The following is a 15,777-nucleotide window of genomic DNA, read 5'->3' as shown; positions in this document are numbered from 1 at the left end:
ACCGATTCGCAGGTGCGCGCATGACCCAGCCATCCCTCTCGGCCTCCCTCCAGATCAGCGAGCGTTTCCTGGGTCTGCCTGACCGCGGCCTGCCCGCCCGCCACAGCACCGAGCTGATGGCCCACGCCCAGAGCGACGCGCTGTTCCACCTGGCCGCCGCCAAGCAGGTGCGCACCCGCCAGTTGCAGGCGCATTTCGGCGGCCGGCGCATCGAGCGGTTGCTGATCTCGGCCAACCTGAGCGGCTTCGAGCACCAGCGCCCGGACTGCACCGTCGAGTTCCTGCCCAAGGGCTATTTCCAGCCCGCCGACGCCGCTACCCGTGATGCCCGCGTGGCCCACCTGCGCGACGCGGTGGTGATCGTCAACAACAACGATGTGGGGTTGGACAGCGGTGGCCCGGCCTTCGCCGAACTCTTCAGCCGCTGTGAGCACACGGTCTTCGCCGCCTGGGACTGGGACAACCACCACTGGCTCGACCTGAGCACGCTGCTGGCCACGCACAGCGACGTCTACGCGCCCGCGCACCACGAACACCTCTACCTGCTGAGCCGCTACAACGCGACCATCGCCGGCCCGGTCTACTGCGGTTCGGTGCAATGGCCACGGCCCTTCCTGGCGCAGCAGCTGCCGCAGATGCTGCAGACCGGGCGCTCGGATCTTCCGCTGGGCATGCACATTCCCTATGCGCCGTTCGCCTTCCGCAACCGGGTGGTGACGACGCTGGGCCAGCATTTCCCCTCGGTCGGCTTCAGCGACCGCAGCTTCCACGTCCGCACGTCCGCCGAGCGCCTGGCCGAGTGGACCGCGCACAAGGCACACTGGATCGTGCCGGTGCTCAACGACGTGCCGATCCGCATCTTCGATGCGCTGATCTCGGGCGGCATTCCGATCGTGCCGGACGCGCTGCGCCACCTCGCACCGGTGCGCGACATCGACCCGCGCCACATCGTCTTCTACGGCCCGCACGATGTCATCGCGCCGCAGGCCGTGGTGGCGCAGGCCAACGCGCTGTTCGACCAGGGCGGTGCGGACCAGCTCGTCGCGCGCCACCGCTACGCGCTCGACCACCACCATGGCGACCAGAAGATCGCGCAGATGCTCGACGCGGTGCGCCGACAGTTCGGATTTCTTGCATGACCGAGATCGCTGCGGCGGACGACACGCTGCTGTCGGCCGCCCTCTGGCTGTGCCGGCACCACGGCATCGAGCGCAGCCGCGCCTCGCTGCTGTCGCCGCTCGGGCTGGTGTCGCCGTTGACCACCGAGACCGTGCAGCAGGTGCTGCGCGAGGCCGGCTTCCAGACCTCGCTGGTGCGGCGCGATCCGGCACAGGTGCTGAGCCTGCTGCTGCCGGTGATCCTGCTGCTGCAGGACGGTCAGGCCTGCATGCTGGTCGACCGCGAAGAGCGCGCCACCGGATTGCACTTCCGCATCCTGCTGCCAACGGCCGATGGTACCCAGCCGGTGGAGCGCTGGCTGGATGCTGCCGAGATGCAGGCGCAGTGCAGCGGGCAGGTGCTGATCGCCATGCCGGCGCTGGCTGGCGGTCCGGACGGTGAAGGTGCGTCGGGTCTGGCCGGCCAAAGCCCGGAGGCGGGCCACTGGCTCTGGCAGACGTTGCGCCGCTATGTGCCGTACTACCGCGGTGCGATGCTGGCAGCGATGCTCAGCAATGTGCTGATGCTGTTCACTGGCTTGTTCACCTCGGTGGTCTACGACCGCGTGATTCCGCACCAGGCGATGACGACGCTGTGGGCGCTGGCCATTGGAGCGACGATTGCCGTGGCCTTCGACCTCGCGGCGCGCCAGTTGCGCAGCCACCTGATCGACCACGCCGGCCGCAAGGCCGATCTGGCGCTGGGTGCCAAGCTCTTCCGCCAGTCGCTGTCGATCCGTCTGGAGCACCGCCCCGACTCGTCCGGCTCGTTTGCGCACCACATGGCGCAGCTCGAAGTGGTGCGCGAGTTCTCGACCTCGGCGACGATGTCGGCGCTCAGCGATCTGCCCTTCGTGCTGCTCTTCATCGGCGTGACCTGGCTGATGGCAGGGCCGCTGGCGATGGTGCTGGTGGTGGCGGTGCCGCTGATCCTGCTGCTGACGGTGGGGGTGCAGCAGTGGCTGCGCCGCTCGATGACGGCGCAGCAGCGCCAGTTTGCCGACATGCAGGGCCTGCTGGTCGAGACGGTCGAGGGCATCGAGACCATCCGCGCCTGCGGGGCGCAGGGCCATTTCCAGCGCCAGTACGAACAGGCGAACGCGGCGGCGGCGCAGGCCTCGCTGCGGGCGCGCACGCTGTCGAGCTGGGTCAGCAACGTGACGATGGTGTCGCAGCAGTTCGTCACCGTGGTGATGCTGGTCTGGGGCGTGCACCTGATCCGCGACGGCCAGCTCACGGGCGGTGCGCTGATCTCGGCGGTGATGTTCGCCGGCCGGACCGTGGCGCCGCTGGGCAGCGTGGTGGCGCTGGCCTCGCGCTACCAGGGTGCGCGGGCGGCCTTGCAGATGCTCGACCAGATGATGGCGCTGCCCAGCGACCGCGAACCCGGCCGGCGTTACCTGGCGTCGCCACAGATCCAGGGCGCGCTCGGGCTGCGCGAGGCGAGCTTCGCCTATGGCCAGCAGGCAGCCCATCTGGTGCTCAAGGCCATGGACCTGCACATCCGCGCCGGCGAGCGCGTGGCGATTCTCGGCAAGATCGGCAGCGGCAAGTCCACCGCGCTGCGCCTGCTGGCCGGCTTGTACCAGCCGACGCAGGGTGCAGCGGAAGTCGATGGCATCGACCTGCGCCAGATCGACCCGGCCGACTACCGTGCCCGCGTCGGCTTCGTCGAGCAGGAGCCGCGGCTCTTCCGCGGTTCCTTGCGCGACAACATCCTGCTCGGCCGCGACAGCGCCAGCCCCGAGGCGCTCGCCGATGTGCTGCACCTGACCGGGCTGGACCGCATCGCCGCGGCCCATCCCCAGGGGTTGGACATGCCGGTGGGCGAGGGCGGGGCGATGCTCTCGGGCGGTCAGCGGCAGCTGGTGGCGCTGGCGCGCTGTCTGGTGACACGCCCGCTGATCCTGCTGATGGACGAGCCGACCAGTTCGATGGATGCACAGACCGAACAGCAGTTCGTGCAGCACCTCAAGCGCCTGCTCGGCCGGCGCACGCTGGTGGTGGTGACCCATCGGCCGGCGATGCTGGAGCTGGTGGACCGCATCGTCGTGGTCGAGGCCGGGCGCGTGCTGGCCGATGGCCCGAAAGCCAGCGTGCTGCAGGCACTGTCCGGGCAGAGGCCCGCCGTGGCCACACCCGAACCAGCTTCGGCCCCGGCAGCGTCCGACGTGGCGCCGGTTTGAGCGAGATTCCGATGAAATCCAGCCCCGTTCTTTCGCCGTCCGCCGGGCGCTTCGTGCGGGGGGACGAGCAGTTTCTCTCGGGCACCCGCCAGGCGAGTCTGGTCGAGCCCACGCCACACGCGCTGTGGGCCATCTACTTGCTGTGCCTGATCGTGGTGTCGGCGGGCGTCTGGGCGGCGCTGTCGCCGGTGGACGTCATCACGCGCGCCCAGGGCAAGGTCGTGCCGGACGGCCAGGAGCAGGTCATCGCCAGTCTGGAGGGTGGCCTGCTGCGGGCGGTGCTGGTGCGCGAGGGCGATCTGGTCGAGGTTGGCGCCGATCTGGTCCAGCTCGATCCGACCCGCGTCGCCGCGCAGCAGAATGAAGGCCGCGCCCGCCAGTTCGCCTTGCTGGGCACGGCGGCCCGCCTGTCCGCCGAGGCCAACGGGCGCGCGCTGAACGTGCCAGCCGAATTGCGCGCGGCCGGTGCTACCGGTGCGGCGATCGTCGCTGCCGAGTCGGACGCGCTGCAGGCCCGCCGTCGCGTACTGGAAGACTCCGTGTCGGCCAGCCGCAGCAACATCGTGTTGCTGGAGCAGGAACTCGCCACTGCGCGCCAGATGGCCGAGCGCGGCCTGATGTCCGACGTCGAGGTCATGCGGCTGGACCGCCAGCGCAATGATCTGCTGATGCAGGTGCAGGAGCGCCTGAACCGGTTCCGCCAGGAGGCCGCCACCGATCTGGTGCGCGTGAACGGTGAACTCGCCCAGATCGCGCCACAGCAGGTCGCCAAGGTCGACGCAGTGCAGCGCACGACGCTGAAATCCCCCGTGCGCGGCATCGTCAAGAACGTGCGCATGACGACGGTCGGCGGTGTCGTCGGGGCGGGGGCGCCGATCATGGAAATCGTGCCGCAGGGCGAACGGGTGCTGGTCGAGGCCCGCATCGCGCCCGCGGACATTGGCTTCGTGCATGCTGGCTTGCCGGTCACGGTCAAGCTGAGCACCTACGACTTCTATACCTACGGCGGTCTGGAAGGCACGATCGAGGTCATCAGCCCGGATGCGCTCGGCGAGGACCGTCCCGGCGCGACACAGGACACCACGTATTACAAGGCCCGCATCCGGGCCGATGCGACGCGCCTGCACACGGCGACTGGCCATCCGCTGGCGGTGTTGCCCGGCATGACGGCCTCAGTCGAGATCCGCACCGGGGAGCGCAGCGTGCTGGAGTTTCTGGTGTCCCCGATGCTCAAGGGGCGCGAGGCCTTCCGTGAGCGGTGAGGATTCCATGTCGACCACTCCGTTTTCCGCACCCCACGCGCTGCGCGCTGCACTGGCTGCACTGGCTGCGCTGTCTGTGCTGTCTGTGCTGTTCGCCGGGGGTGCCCAGGCTGCACCGGGTTGCGAGGATCCGCCGCCGGTCCGGCTTCCCGTGTCCGCCGAGGCGGCTGCCGCACCTGATGATGCGCTGAACCAGCTCGCCACGCTGGCGCGCGAGGCCCTCGCACAGAGCGCGGACGTTCGTGGGGCGCAGCACGGCAGCCGCGCGGCGCGCTTTGATCTGGACCAGACGGCGGCGGCGGCCAAACCTGCGGTCGGCCTGAGCAGCGGACTGGGGTTGAACCAGTCCGCTTACGACGGCGACACCCGCCGCGAGTCCCGCACCGGCAGTCTGGCGCTCAGCGTGTCCGCGCCGCTGTACGACGGCGGGCGGCTTGGCGAGCTGGTCCGCTACCGGCAGCGGATGGCGGATGCCGGCGAGGTCAGCGTTGGCTCGGTCCGCGAGCGGGTGGTGCGCGACGCCGTGGTCACCGCGCTGGAGCGCAACCGCTACACCGTGCAGCTGGTGGTGCACGACCGCTACGTCGGCAAGATGGCCTGCCTGGTCCGCATGATGGAGCAGGTGGTCGAGTTGGACCGGGGCCGCAGCAGCGAACTCGTCCAGGCCCGCAAGGGCTTGCGCCAGGCGCAGCTCGCCCGCGAGGATGCGCTCACGGCGCGGCGCCAGGCGGACACGCGGTTGCAGCAGCTCGTCGGCGGGCTGGCCATCCTGCCGTGGTCCGACGCGGGCCAACCGCTGCAGGAACTGCCGCCGCTGGCGCAGGTGGTCGACGAAATCGCGGCCAGCCCGGATGTGCGCCAGTTGCGCCTGCAAGCCGAGGCGATGGACGCTTACGCCCGCGCCAGCCGTGCCGAAACTGCACCGCAGGTGCGCTGGCAGGTGGGCGCGAGCCAGTCGCGTTACGCCCATGTCGACACGGCCAACTGGAATGCCGGCCTGACCTTGAACCTCACGCTGGCGGACGGCGGCGCCGCCACTGCCGGCAGCAATGCCGCGGCCGAGCGTGCGCTCGCCGCGCGGCGCCAGGAAGACGCCCTGGTCGAGGAGCGCATGCGCACGGTCACCACGCTGCACGATGCCGCCAGCAGCGCACGCACGCGGGCCGTGCAGATCGTCGAGGTGCTCAAGGACAGCGAACTGGTCCGCGCGGCAACCTACGAGCAGTGGGCGCGGCTGGGCCGGCGTTCGCTGTTCGACCTGATGTCCGCCGAGTCCGAGCATGTCCAGTTGCGGCTGGCCGAGGTCAATGCGCAGCACGACGCCTGGTCGGCGGTGGCGCAGTTGCGCAGTGCGGGGGCGGGGTTGTTGCCGTGGCTGGTGCCTGAACTGGCACCACCGGGCATGCGCTGAGCGGCATCCGGCGGGTGTGTGGCTGGCGGAAGCGGTGACCGCCATTTTGGGGGATCAGACCGGATCAAACCGTATCCGTAAGTGCCTGTCACGCTTGAGAAATCCCGTAATCATTGAATCACGCTAGATCGCGGCATATCATCCAATCTCACCGCTTATGGTGGATTGGAAGGTGGACATGCCGAAGAGAGCCAAGGATCTGACGGCCGTAGAGGTCAAGCGCCTGACGGCGACCGGCTGGCACGCTGTCGGCACTGTGGCCGGTCTCGGTCTGAAGGTGTCGCCCACTGGAACCCGTGCATGGGTGCTGCGTGTCGTGGTCGGCACCAAGCGCCGCGAGATGGGTCTGGGCGGGTATCCCGATGTACCGCTGGCCGATGCTCACGCCAAGGCCCGTGTCATGCGCGCCGAGATCGAACAGGGTGTTGATCCGATTGAGAAGCGGCTGGCCGTGGCATCTGCCCTGCGCGCCGCTCAGACTGCTGGCCTGACCTTCGAGCAGTGTGCCGCCGCGTACATCACCGCGCACGCACCAGCCTGGAAGAACCCCAAGCACCGCCAACAGTGGGAGAACACCCTGGCGACCTACGCCGGCCCGGTGATCGGCGCCATGCTGGTGCGCCATGTCGAGACGCCGCACGTTCTGGCCGTCCTTGAACCGATCTGGATGGACAAGACAGAGACGGCATCCCGTCTGCGTGGCCGGATCGAGTCGGTTCTCGACTGGGCGACCACCCGAGGCCAGCGCGAAGGCTTGAACCCGGCTCGGTGGCGTGGACACCTTGACACGCTGCTTCCCGAGAAGTCCAAGGTCAGCAAGGTCAAGCACCACGCCGCGATGCCCTGGCGCGAGATCGGCCAGTTCATGCCCCGTCTGAGGGCCGCTGAGGGCGTCGGTGCCCGCTGCCTGGAGTTCGCCATCCTGACCGCCGCCCGGTCTGGGGAGGTGAGGGGCGCCACCTGGAGCGAGATCAACCTGGACGCTGCCCTGTGGTGCATCCCGGCTGATCGCATGAAGATGGACCGTGACCACCGCGTGCCCCTGTCGCCTGCCGCGCTGTCTCTGCTGAAGAGCCTGCCGCGCATCGTCGGTAATGACCTGGTGTTCCCGTCGTCAGTGAAGAAGTGCGAGCTGTCTGACGCGACGCTGGGCGCGATCCTGGCGCGCATGGAATTGCCTTTCACGCAACACGGGTTCCGCTCCACGTTCCGGGATTGGGCCGCAGAGGCCACGGCATACCCCGGTGACGCTGTGGAGCTGGCGCTGGCGCACGTCGTCAAGAACAAGGTGGAAGCCGCCTACCGCCGCGGCGACATGCTCGACAAGCGGGTTCGACTCATGGCTGATTGGTCCGACTGGTGCGCCCGGACGACGACCGGCGAGGTGATCGGCATCGGGTCGGCGAGGGCCGCGTGATGAGCGACGCTTTTCAAAAACGCCTGCCGAACAGTACCGACAAAACCGACGAAACCCCCATGCAAGCCCCTTCGAGCACCGAAATTCAGCGAAACGCCCCCGCTGAGGCACTGACAAAACCGACGAAACCCCGGAACCAAGGCGAACCGATGAGCGAGCGTGACGCCGAGATCAACCGGCGCAACGCCGAGTTCTGGGCGGGGCATAACGCCCGCTTGGCAGCGAAGATGGATGCCATCACTGCGGCTCAGGCCGCGCTCATCGCCGCGATTCAGGACTGGACCAGTGACGAAGCGTTCGGCGCTGATAAGGCTGCGATGGACAGGGCTTGCGAAGTCGTTGCTGCCCCTCTCGACGCGCTACGGCTGGCGATCTCGCGGCGACAGAAGGATGCGGCGAAGCGCAAACGCCCCAAGAAGCAGCCGTCAAACAAGTCTGAGGTTGTCGAGGCGATGAGGCTGTTTCGTGTATCTGGAGGGACGCTTGACGCCTTCATTGATGCGGCCGAGGTCGGAAGCATTGCGGACGTGAGCTTCACGGCGGCCAAGCGCAGAGGACTGCCTGACCGGTGGAATGTCTTGTGTGACCAAGTGACATATCCCGAGACCACTCCCGCTGGAGCGATCACTGCGCGCGGCACGATGGCCGGCTGGTGGCGAGAGGCCGGCCGCGAATCTACAACGGATTAGCCGGCTGGCTCATGGGTCGATCGATAGCCTTACTGCATTGAATCACCACATCGCAAGAAGGATCGACCCAATGGCACAGACCGCCGTCCCTGACCTGAAGAGCTTCAACGATGCCCCCGACACCGCCAAGACCCGTGTCGGCACGGTGGCCGCGTTGTTTGGCATCTCCGTCCCGACCGTGTGGCGCCGTGCCCGTGCTGGCCTGATCCCGGCCCCGCACAAGATCGGTGGCACTACCGTGTGGAACGTGGGCGACCTGCGCCGTGCCCTGGCTGGTGGCGCTCAATGACCACCGCAAAAGAGAAGGCCCGCTCAGTCCTGGCCGGGACTGGCGAGCCGTGTTCAACCGTGAAGCCTGAACCGGAGCATTTTCACATGCATCTGACCACCGATCAATGCCACGTCAAGCACGTGGACGCCAGCCACATCGGCGCCTAGACACCCAAGGAAACCAGCATGAACACGTCAAGTGTTGAGCCGCTGCATTGCCTGAAGGGCGCCGCAGAGGCCGAAATCAACCCCGTCTCCACCATGAAGAGCCCGCGCCATCTGCGTGCGCTGGGCGCCCTTCTGAACCGTGGCCTGCTGTCTCGCGAAGAGTTGGACCGCATTGCGGGATGCAGCAACTTTCCCGGCATTGTCTTCTCGCTGCGTGGAAAGGGCTTCGATCTGCCGTGCGAGCGGGAAACCCTCGTTGACCGTGACGGCCGCACCTGTCGCCCCGGCTTCTACCGTTTGAGCCCTACCGACCGGACCAAGGCGCGCGAACTGCTGAAGGGAAGCGCATGAGCCGCCGCCTGATCGACCACGCCACGCGGCTGCTGGCTGTGGCTGCCATCCTGGCGCCTGTCTGCATCCCGGCTTGCACCGTGGCACTTAGGGCCGCAGCATGACACCGCGCCGCGAGTACACCGCCGCCGATGCCTTCGACGCCGGCCAGTTTGTGCCGATGGATGGCACCCGTGACGATTGGGTGCGAGCCCTGGCCGCCGGCCGGGATGCTGGCCTCACCGATGACGAGCTGATCGGCCTGTCTGCCTGCGCGCCGAACTACGGCGGCGAGCGGGCGACACGTGCCGCGCTTCGCAGCATCAAGCCGGGTGCCGTCAAGGCGGGGACGTGGTTCTTCCTGGCGCGTCAGGCTGGGTGGAAGCCGCGCAAGGACGGCGAGCCGCCGCGCGCTGCCCGTCCTGCACCAGTAGTACCGCGCCCTGTGGAGCCTGTGCGCCCTACGCATGAGTCACTGAGCGAATACGGCCGCCGCATCTGGAGCGAGTCCCGCCCGCCGGCCGGCACCATCGGTGCGGAGTACCTGCTGGCCCGCCGCTGCGTCATCCCGCCCGCTGACGGGGACTTGCGCTTTCACCCGGCGCTGCCTTATCCGAAGCTGGGCGACACGCCGGAAGAGCGCGCAGCACAGCCCGACTACTGCGGCCCCGCGCTGGTGGCGCTGGTCACCGACATCGTGACCGGCGAGCCGATCGGCCTGCACCGCACATGGATCTGTGCGGACGGCACCAAGCCGGTGAACCTGCCCGGCCCGGCCCGCCTGACCCTCGGGGGGCATCGCAAGCAAGGCGGGTGCATCCGCTTGTGGCCTGACGAGGCTGTCACCACGGGGCTGGGCATCGGCGAGGGGATCGAGTCCTGCCTGTCGCTGGCGCACGGGTTCGCCCCGGTCTGGAGCCTGATCGACGCCGGCAACCTCAAGGCGCTGCCCGTGCTGCCCGGTATCGAGGCGCTGGTGATCGCCGCTGACCACGACCCCGCCGGCATCGCCGCCGCTCAAGAGTGCGCGACGCGCTGGGCGGCTGCTGGGTGCCGTGTCTCCCTTCTCATGGCGCCCGCTGTCGGCGCCGACCTGAACGACGTACTGAAAGCCGCTGCATGACCGAAAACCACTCGATCGAACGTGACGCCATGCGTGCGCTCTTGGACACCGCCCAGGTGATCGAGCCGCCCGCGCCTGTCTCGCCCGCCGCCCAGCACTGGCCGGAGCCCCGCAAGCTGGAAGCAGAGCTTCCCCCGGTGCCTGCCTTCGACGCCGCTGCCATGCTGCCGGGTGTTCTCGGCGAGTACGTGCTGGATGAGGCCGATCGGATGTCGGCGGCCCCCGACTTCATCGCTGTGCCGCTGCTGATCTGCCTCGGCGCCACCATCGGAGCACGCTGCGGAGTGAAGCCGAAGCGCCACGATGGGTGGATTGTCCCGGCGAACCAGTACGGCGGCATCGTCGGCGACCCTTCCAGCCGGAAGACGCCGGCCATGTCTGCCGCTACCAAGTTCATCGGCATCCTGGAGAAGCGCGAAGCGGAGCAGCATGAAGAGGCTGTGCGCGTCTACGCCGCAGAGCTGGCCGCTTTCGAGGCGCAGCAGGCTGCGGTGAAGCAGAGCATGAAGAAGGCCGCGAGCGGCAACGGCGATGAGATCAAGATGCGCGCCGCCATCGCTGACCTTCAATCGCTGGTGCCACCCGAAGAGCCGAAGCAGCGCCGACACCAGACCGGCGACTGCACCGAGGCGAAGCTGGGCGACCTGGCCGCCAAGAACCCGGTGGGCGCTGGCGTGATGGTGGTGAACGATGAGCTGACCGGCTGGCTTTCTGGGATGGAAGGCGAGCAAGGCCGTTCGGCGAAGTCGTTCTTCCTGGAAGGCTGGAACGGATCTGGCACCAAGGCAATCGACCGCATCGGCCGTGGCTCTATCGTGGTCCGCCCGTTCAACCTGTCGGTGCTCGGCGGCATACAACCCGGCCCGCTGTCCCGGTACATGCTGGGCGCCTCTGCTGCGATGGAACAGGATGGCTTTCTGGCCCGCTTCCAACTGCTGACCTTCCCCGATGCCGTACCGTGGACGTGGGTAGACCGCCGCCCCGTGCCGGGTGTGCGTGACGAGGTGCGAGGCATCTTCGAGCGGCTGGCATCGTTCGATCCCGTCATGGATGGCGCCACGCCGGCCGATGACTTCAACGCCATCCCGTCGTTCAACTTCGACGATGAGGCGCAAGACCTGTTTGTCGAGTTCGCGTCTGATCTGCATCTGACCCGCGCGCCAGCCGAGCAAAACCCGCTGCTGCGTCAGCACCTGCTGAAGTTCGAGCGGCTGATTGCGTCCCTGTCGCTGGTGTTCCACGTTGCCGACGGCGGCATCGGTGACATCCGGGCAAGCAGTGTGCTGCGTGCCTGCGCATGGGCCGACTACCTGGAAGGCCACGCCCGCCGCGTCTACGCACTGGCGGAAGTCGGGCGGCTGGACGTGGCAGCAACGCTCGCCCGCCGCATCGCAGACGGGAAGCTGAACGACCAGTTCACCGCGCGAGACGTGGTGCGCAAGGGCTGGTCAAGCCTGTCCACGCCCGCCCAGGTGGACAACGCGCTGGGTTTGCTGGTTGAGCACTCGCACCTAGCCGAGATCGAAGAGCCACCCGGCGAGGCCGGCGGCCGTCCGACCGTTCGCTACGTCGTCAACCCCCGCGCCATGAAGGTGAAGCCGTGAGCAAGTGGATGCAGCGCGCGCGTGAAAGTGCGCAGAGCCCCGCCTACACGAACCGACAAAACCGACAGAACCGGGTTTCGTCAGTTTCGTCAGTACCCACCGAGGCACAAAAACCGCAGCGCCCGCAGTCCTGCGACTCCTGCGCGCATATGTCCAAGGTCCGGACCTGCCTTGAGCCTGTCGCGGCTGGCGTGGCTGGGCACTTCCACATCGTCTGGTGCGATCTGCTGAACGGACACGGTCGCACCTGCCCCGCTTTCGCACCCAAGGGCGCCCGCGCGCCGAAGTCACCCAGGGAGGAACCCAGCAATGATTGAAGCCATCGTCACGGGCAAGCTGCACCAGCGAGCCGAAGAGCGAACCAGCAAGGGCGGGAAGCCGTTCGTCACTGCGAAGGTGCGCACCGCTGCCGGAGAGGCTGACAGCCTGTTCGTCAATGTCGTGGCGTTCTCAGAGTCGGCGGCATCTGCCCTGCTGGCGCTGGAGGCCGGCGACGCGCTGGCCCTGGCCGGGACGCTCAAGCCGGGTGCATGGATCGACCGCGAAGGCAACGCCCGGCCGAGTCTCGACCTCGTGGCCGCCCAGGTCATGACGCTGTACGGGCTGAAGCGCCGTCGTGCTGGTGCCGACCCCGAGCCGCAGGAACGCCCCGCGCAGGCCCGCCAACCCCATCAACAGCGCCAGCACGACCCCGAGGGCTTCGGCTCGCAGGACTGGCCGGCGTGATCCGCGCCAACTACATCACCCACCCGACACAGGACCGAAACATGAACATCACCACTGCCCCCACGATCACCCCCGCCGGAATCTCGGCACCGTCACCCGCCGAAGTCATCGCCAGCCTGGAAGAAGCCTACCGCGGCATTTTCGGGTCTGACATCGATGTCAGCGAGTCCTCGAAAGAAGGCCAGTTGCTGCGCGTGTTCGCCCTGGCGATCAGCGACGCCAATGCCGCCGCCGTGGCCGTCTACAACGCATTCAGCCCCGCTACCGCGCAGGGGGCTGGCTTGTCGTCCGTCGTCAAGATCAACGGCCTGGCCCGCAAGACACCCGCTGCATCTCAGGCGCTGGTCCGCATCGTCGGCGTGACCGGCACGACAATCAGCAGCGGCATTGTGCAGGACATTGCAGGGTTGAAATGGGATCTGCCGGCGTCCGTCGTCATCCCGACCGCTGGCGAGGTCACGGTCACCGCGACGTGCCGTAAGCTGGGCGATGTGTCGGCGCCGATTGGAACGATCACCACGATCCTGACGCCTACGCTCGGCTGGCAGTCGGTCAGCAACACCGCTGCAGCGACACCGGGGGCCGCCGTCGAGACAGATGCCGCCCTGCGCCGTCGTCAGGCGCTGTCCACTGCCATCCCTTCCACCACGCTTCTGTCTGGCCTGCGTGGCGCCCTGTCGGCGCTTCCTGGCGTCACATCTGCGGAGGTGCTGGAGAACGACACGGGCACGGCTGACATGAACGGCCTGCCCGCTCACTCGATTGCCTGCATCGTCAAGGGCGGCGACACGGCTCAGATCGCTCAGACGATCATGCTGCGCAAGACCCCAGGCACCTACACCCACGGCACCATCGAAAAGACGCTCTACAGTGATTCCGGCATCGGTTCGACCATCCGGTACTTCCCGCCGACCCCTGCGCCTGTCCGCGTGGCCGTCACGCTGCGCGCATTGGCCGGCTACAACACGGCGACCGTCAACGCGATCAAGCAGGCTGTGGCCGATCACATCAACGGCCTGCCGTTCGGCGAGGATGTCGTATTCACCCGGCTGTACGGGCCGGCGCTGCTGATCGGAGCAGCGGATGCGCAGAGGTTCCAAGTCGTCAGCCTTCAGTCGGCAAAGGGTGCCGGCACGCTCGGAACGGCCGACCTGGTGCTGGCCTTCAGCGAGCAACCGACGTGCAGCCCGGCTGACGTGACCATCACGGTGATCGCATGAGCACCTTCGAGGACTTCACCGCGTTCCTTGCAGGGTGCTTGCTGGCTTGGCTGGTCATCGATGCCGTTTCCAAGGGGATCCAATGACCGAGGCCACCAACAACCCGCCGGATGGCGAGGCCCCTGACAGCAAGCCGACATCAGGCCGATGGAAGCCGGGTCAGTCGGGCAATCCTGGCGGTCGGAAGCGCCGCAGCGAGGCCGACCGCAAGATTGAGGAGTTGGCGCGCAACGCCAGCGAGGACGCCTTCGAGACAGTCCATGCACTGATGAGCACGGCCGACCAAGAGCGCACCAAGCTGGCCGCAGCACTCGCCATCCTGGAACGGGCTCACGGCAAGCCCGGTGAGCGCCTGGCCGAGCCGATTGAACTGGCGCCCGATGCCACGCTCGCAGACCAAGGCCGGGCCGTCATGCAGGCCGCTTGCCGGGGCGACCTGACGCCGACCCAGGCCGGCGCGTTGCTAGGGTGCCTGAGTAGCCTGGCGCGGCTGGTCGAACTGACCGACCTTGAGGCGCGGATTGCCGCACTCGAAAAACAGGGAGACGGCGCTTGAACGCGACCATGAAACGCCGGCTGGCCGCGCTTGAGGGCGCCAAGCCGCCCGCGCCAGAGGATGAAGCGCACCTGTCGTGGGAAGAGCGGTACCGACGAATGATCTCTTTGCCCATGCCGCGCCGACGATTGAAGGGGCCGGATGGCCCGGACATGACGCCGGAAGAGGCGTACAGGATGATGCTCGTGGGAGACCCCTCTTGAACGCCGGCATCGCCCGAAGACTGCAAGCCCTGGAGCGGGCCGCACACGCCGCTCATGGAAGCGCGCTACCCGCGGCAGACAAGGCCCTGTTGCAGCGGTCCATGGTGATCCTGCTGGCTCACGCGCCCGACACCGATGTCGAGAGCTTCGGTGATCGGCTGGCGCATGGGACGCCGACCGGTGCAGACCATGACACGCTGCGCCAGCTCGCCCAGGCTGGGCAGCCCGACCCGGCCGGGTTCGTGCGCTGGGTGGCGGACCTGAGCCGCAGCGTCTGACCGGCGGCACGACCCCGAGGCCCGCTCAATCGGCGGGTCTTTTCACGTCCGGGCGGTGCTGGTGATCAGCAATGAAACCCCCTTGTTTCACCAGTGCGCCGAGATGAATTATCATCAATGAAACCCCCATGTTTCATAGGTAGCCAATGAAGCCCACTGATCCCGCCACCGTCGCCCGAGCCATTGCCCTGCGCCGCACACACTCGCTGCGCCAGATTGCCGAAGAGCTGGGCGTGTCCCTTGGAACCGTGAAGACGTGGATGTCGCGTGCCGGCGTCAAGCTGGGCAACAACGAGGCGTTGCGCACGCTGATGTCGTTGCCGCCGATCACCACCAGCGAAGGGACTGCCGTAGTCGTGGCGCCCGAACTGCCGGCGCAAGAGGCTGTGACTGGCATCAAGGACGTTGACGCGATGCTGTGGCTACGGGCTGTCATCGCCACCGAGCACCCGGACCACATCGCCAAGGCACTGGAAGCGGTCAAGCGGGTCAAGACGAAGCCGAAGGACTTGGAGACGGCCTACATGATGTGGCTGCGCTCACGTCAGGGAGACATGGCCGCCATCTTCGGATCGATGGGCTTTGCAGACCTGGAAGGCGCCGCCCGGAGCGCCACGGAGCGTGCAGCCACCAAAGCCGAAGCACTGGCCCGGTTCGGCACTGCCGAGGCGCTGCTGGCCGATACCGATGGCGAGCGGTTCTGCATCGAGGCGTGTCACGGCCTGAAGTGGCACACCGAGGCGCCGCACTACGGCGGGTTCGATCCTGCCGAAGCGGCCACGAGGTTCAAGGCCCGCCCCGAGTACCTGCCGCACACGCTGGATGACTGCCTATTCGAACTGGCCCACTGGAACGACCTGTGCCGGCTGCGCCGCCCGTTCGATGTCGCCGATCAACAGGTGGAGGTGAACGCCCGGGATGACTTCCTGTTCGGCGAGCTGGCGCACATCCGGCCCCGCACCAAGGCGGAGGCAATCGACGTGCTGCGCTATCTCGCTGAGGACGGAGGGGACCGCATGGACCGCCGCGAGACGCCCGCCATCCTTGAGAACCTGGTCGGCACGCCCTGACGCAACACGGGGGCTGCATCGAGGGGGTCGCGGATCACGACCCCCTTTCACGGCCTGCCCGCAGAAGCCCGGGCACCACGACGGTTTCGTAGTGCTGGCGGATGTTG

16 protein-coding genes are annotated in these 15,777 nt (G+C 67.7%); all 16 read left to right on the top strand.

Features of this window, described 5'->3' with window-relative positions:
- The first annotated feature begins 20 nt into the window (after positions 1–20).
- Positions 21–1,139, top strand: coding sequence for a hypothetical protein (locus RMP06_RS05100; protein ID WP_310460691.1), 1,119 nt, complete (start codon positions 21–23; stop codon positions 1,137–1,139).
- Positions 1,136–3,343 (top strand): type I secretion system permease/ATPase, encoded by a 2,208-nt coding sequence (locus RMP06_RS05095; RefSeq protein WP_310460690.1) that lies wholly within the window; start codon positions 1,136–1,138, stop codon positions 3,341–3,343. Before RMP06_RS05100 ends, RMP06_RS05095 begins: the two co-directional genes overlap by 4 nt.
- A gap of 11 nt (positions 3,344–3,354) precedes the next feature.
- Entirely contained in the window at positions 3,355–4,605 is a 1,251-nt protein-coding gene (locus tag RMP06_RS05090) for a beta-barrel domain-containing protein (RefSeq protein WP_310460689.1), read from the top strand.
- 7 nt (positions 4,606–4,612) lie between these two features.
- The gene (locus tag RMP06_RS05085) at positions 4,613–6,016 is read left to right on the top strand and encodes a TolC family protein (protein WP_310460688.1); all 1,404 of its coding nucleotides are present in this window, start codon (positions 4,613–4,615) and stop codon (positions 6,014–6,016) included.
- A 178-nt stretch (positions 6,017–6,194) separates the two neighbouring features.
- A complete protein-coding gene (locus tag RMP06_RS05080) occupies positions 6,195–7,433 on the top strand; it encodes a tyrosine-type recombinase/integrase (RefSeq protein ID WP_310460687.1) in 1,239 nt (412 codons plus the stop codon).
- Entirely contained in the window at positions 7,433–8,122 is a 690-nt protein-coding gene (locus RMP06_RS05075) for a hypothetical protein (RefSeq protein ID WP_310460686.1), read from the top strand. The genes RMP06_RS05080 and RMP06_RS05075 overlap by 1 nt, the downstream gene beginning before the upstream one ends.
- 70 nt (positions 8,123–8,192) lie before the next feature.
- A complete protein-coding gene (locus RMP06_RS05070; protein ID WP_310460685.1) occupies positions 8,193–8,411 on the top strand; it encodes a helix-turn-helix transcriptional regulator in 219 nt (72 codons plus the stop codon).
- A 167-nt stretch (positions 8,412–8,578) separates the two neighbouring features.
- Positions 8,579–8,911, top strand: coding sequence for a hypothetical protein (locus RMP06_RS05065; RefSeq protein ID WP_310460684.1), 333 nt, complete (start codon positions 8,579–8,581; stop codon positions 8,909–8,911).
- Between the two features lie 100 nt (positions 8,912–9,011).
- Positions 9,012–10,013, top strand: a complete 1,002-nt coding sequence (locus RMP06_RS05060) for a DUF7146 domain-containing protein (protein WP_310460683.1) — start codon at positions 9,012–9,014, stop codon at positions 10,011–10,013.
- The gene (locus tag RMP06_RS05055) at positions 10,010–11,617 is read left to right on the top strand and encodes a YfjI family protein (protein ID WP_310460682.1); all 1,608 of its coding nucleotides are present in this window, start codon (positions 10,010–10,012) and stop codon (positions 11,615–11,617) included. Before RMP06_RS05060 ends, RMP06_RS05055 begins: the two co-directional genes overlap by 4 nt.
- Positions 11,618–11,926: 309 nt before the next feature.
- Entirely contained in the window at positions 11,927–12,343 is a 417-nt protein-coding gene (locus RMP06_RS05050) for a single-stranded DNA-binding protein (protein ID WP_310460681.1), read from the top strand.
- Positions 12,344–12,384: 41 nt separating this feature from the next.
- Complete coding sequence (locus RMP06_RS05045; RefSeq protein ID WP_310460680.1) at positions 12,385–13,563, top strand: baseplate J/gp47 family protein; 1,179 nt, start codon at positions 12,385–12,387, stop codon at positions 13,561–13,563.
- A gap of 82 nt (positions 13,564–13,645) precedes the next feature.
- Positions 13,646–14,119 (top strand): DUF5681 domain-containing protein, encoded by a 474-nt coding sequence (locus tag RMP06_RS05040; protein ID WP_310460679.1) that lies wholly within the window; start codon positions 13,646–13,648, stop codon positions 14,117–14,119.
- Complete coding sequence (locus RMP06_RS05035) at positions 14,116–14,322, top strand: hypothetical protein (protein ID WP_310460678.1); 207 nt, start codon at positions 14,116–14,118, stop codon at positions 14,320–14,322. Before RMP06_RS05040 ends, RMP06_RS05035 begins: the two co-directional genes overlap by 4 nt.
- Positions 14,319–14,600: a hypothetical protein gene (locus tag RMP06_RS05030; RefSeq protein WP_310460677.1), complete on the top strand. Its 282-nt coding sequence runs from the start codon at positions 14,319–14,321 to the stop codon at positions 14,598–14,600. The genes RMP06_RS05035 and RMP06_RS05030 overlap by 4 nt, the downstream gene beginning before the upstream one ends.
- A gap of 146 nt (positions 14,601–14,746) precedes the next feature.
- Positions 14,747–15,670: a sigma factor-like helix-turn-helix DNA-binding protein gene (locus tag RMP06_RS05025; RefSeq protein ID WP_310460676.1), complete on the top strand. Its 924-nt coding sequence runs from the start codon at positions 14,747–14,749 to the stop codon at positions 15,668–15,670.
- Positions 15,671–15,777: the final 107 nt, after the last annotated feature.

This window comes from Sphaerotilus sp. (assembly GCF_031429695.1).
In the GTDB taxonomy this organism is placed as follows: domain Bacteria; phylum Pseudomonadota; class Gammaproteobacteria; order Burkholderiales; family Burkholderiaceae_C; genus Sphaerotilus.
This window is presented reverse-complemented; position numbering and strand designations above follow the sequence as displayed.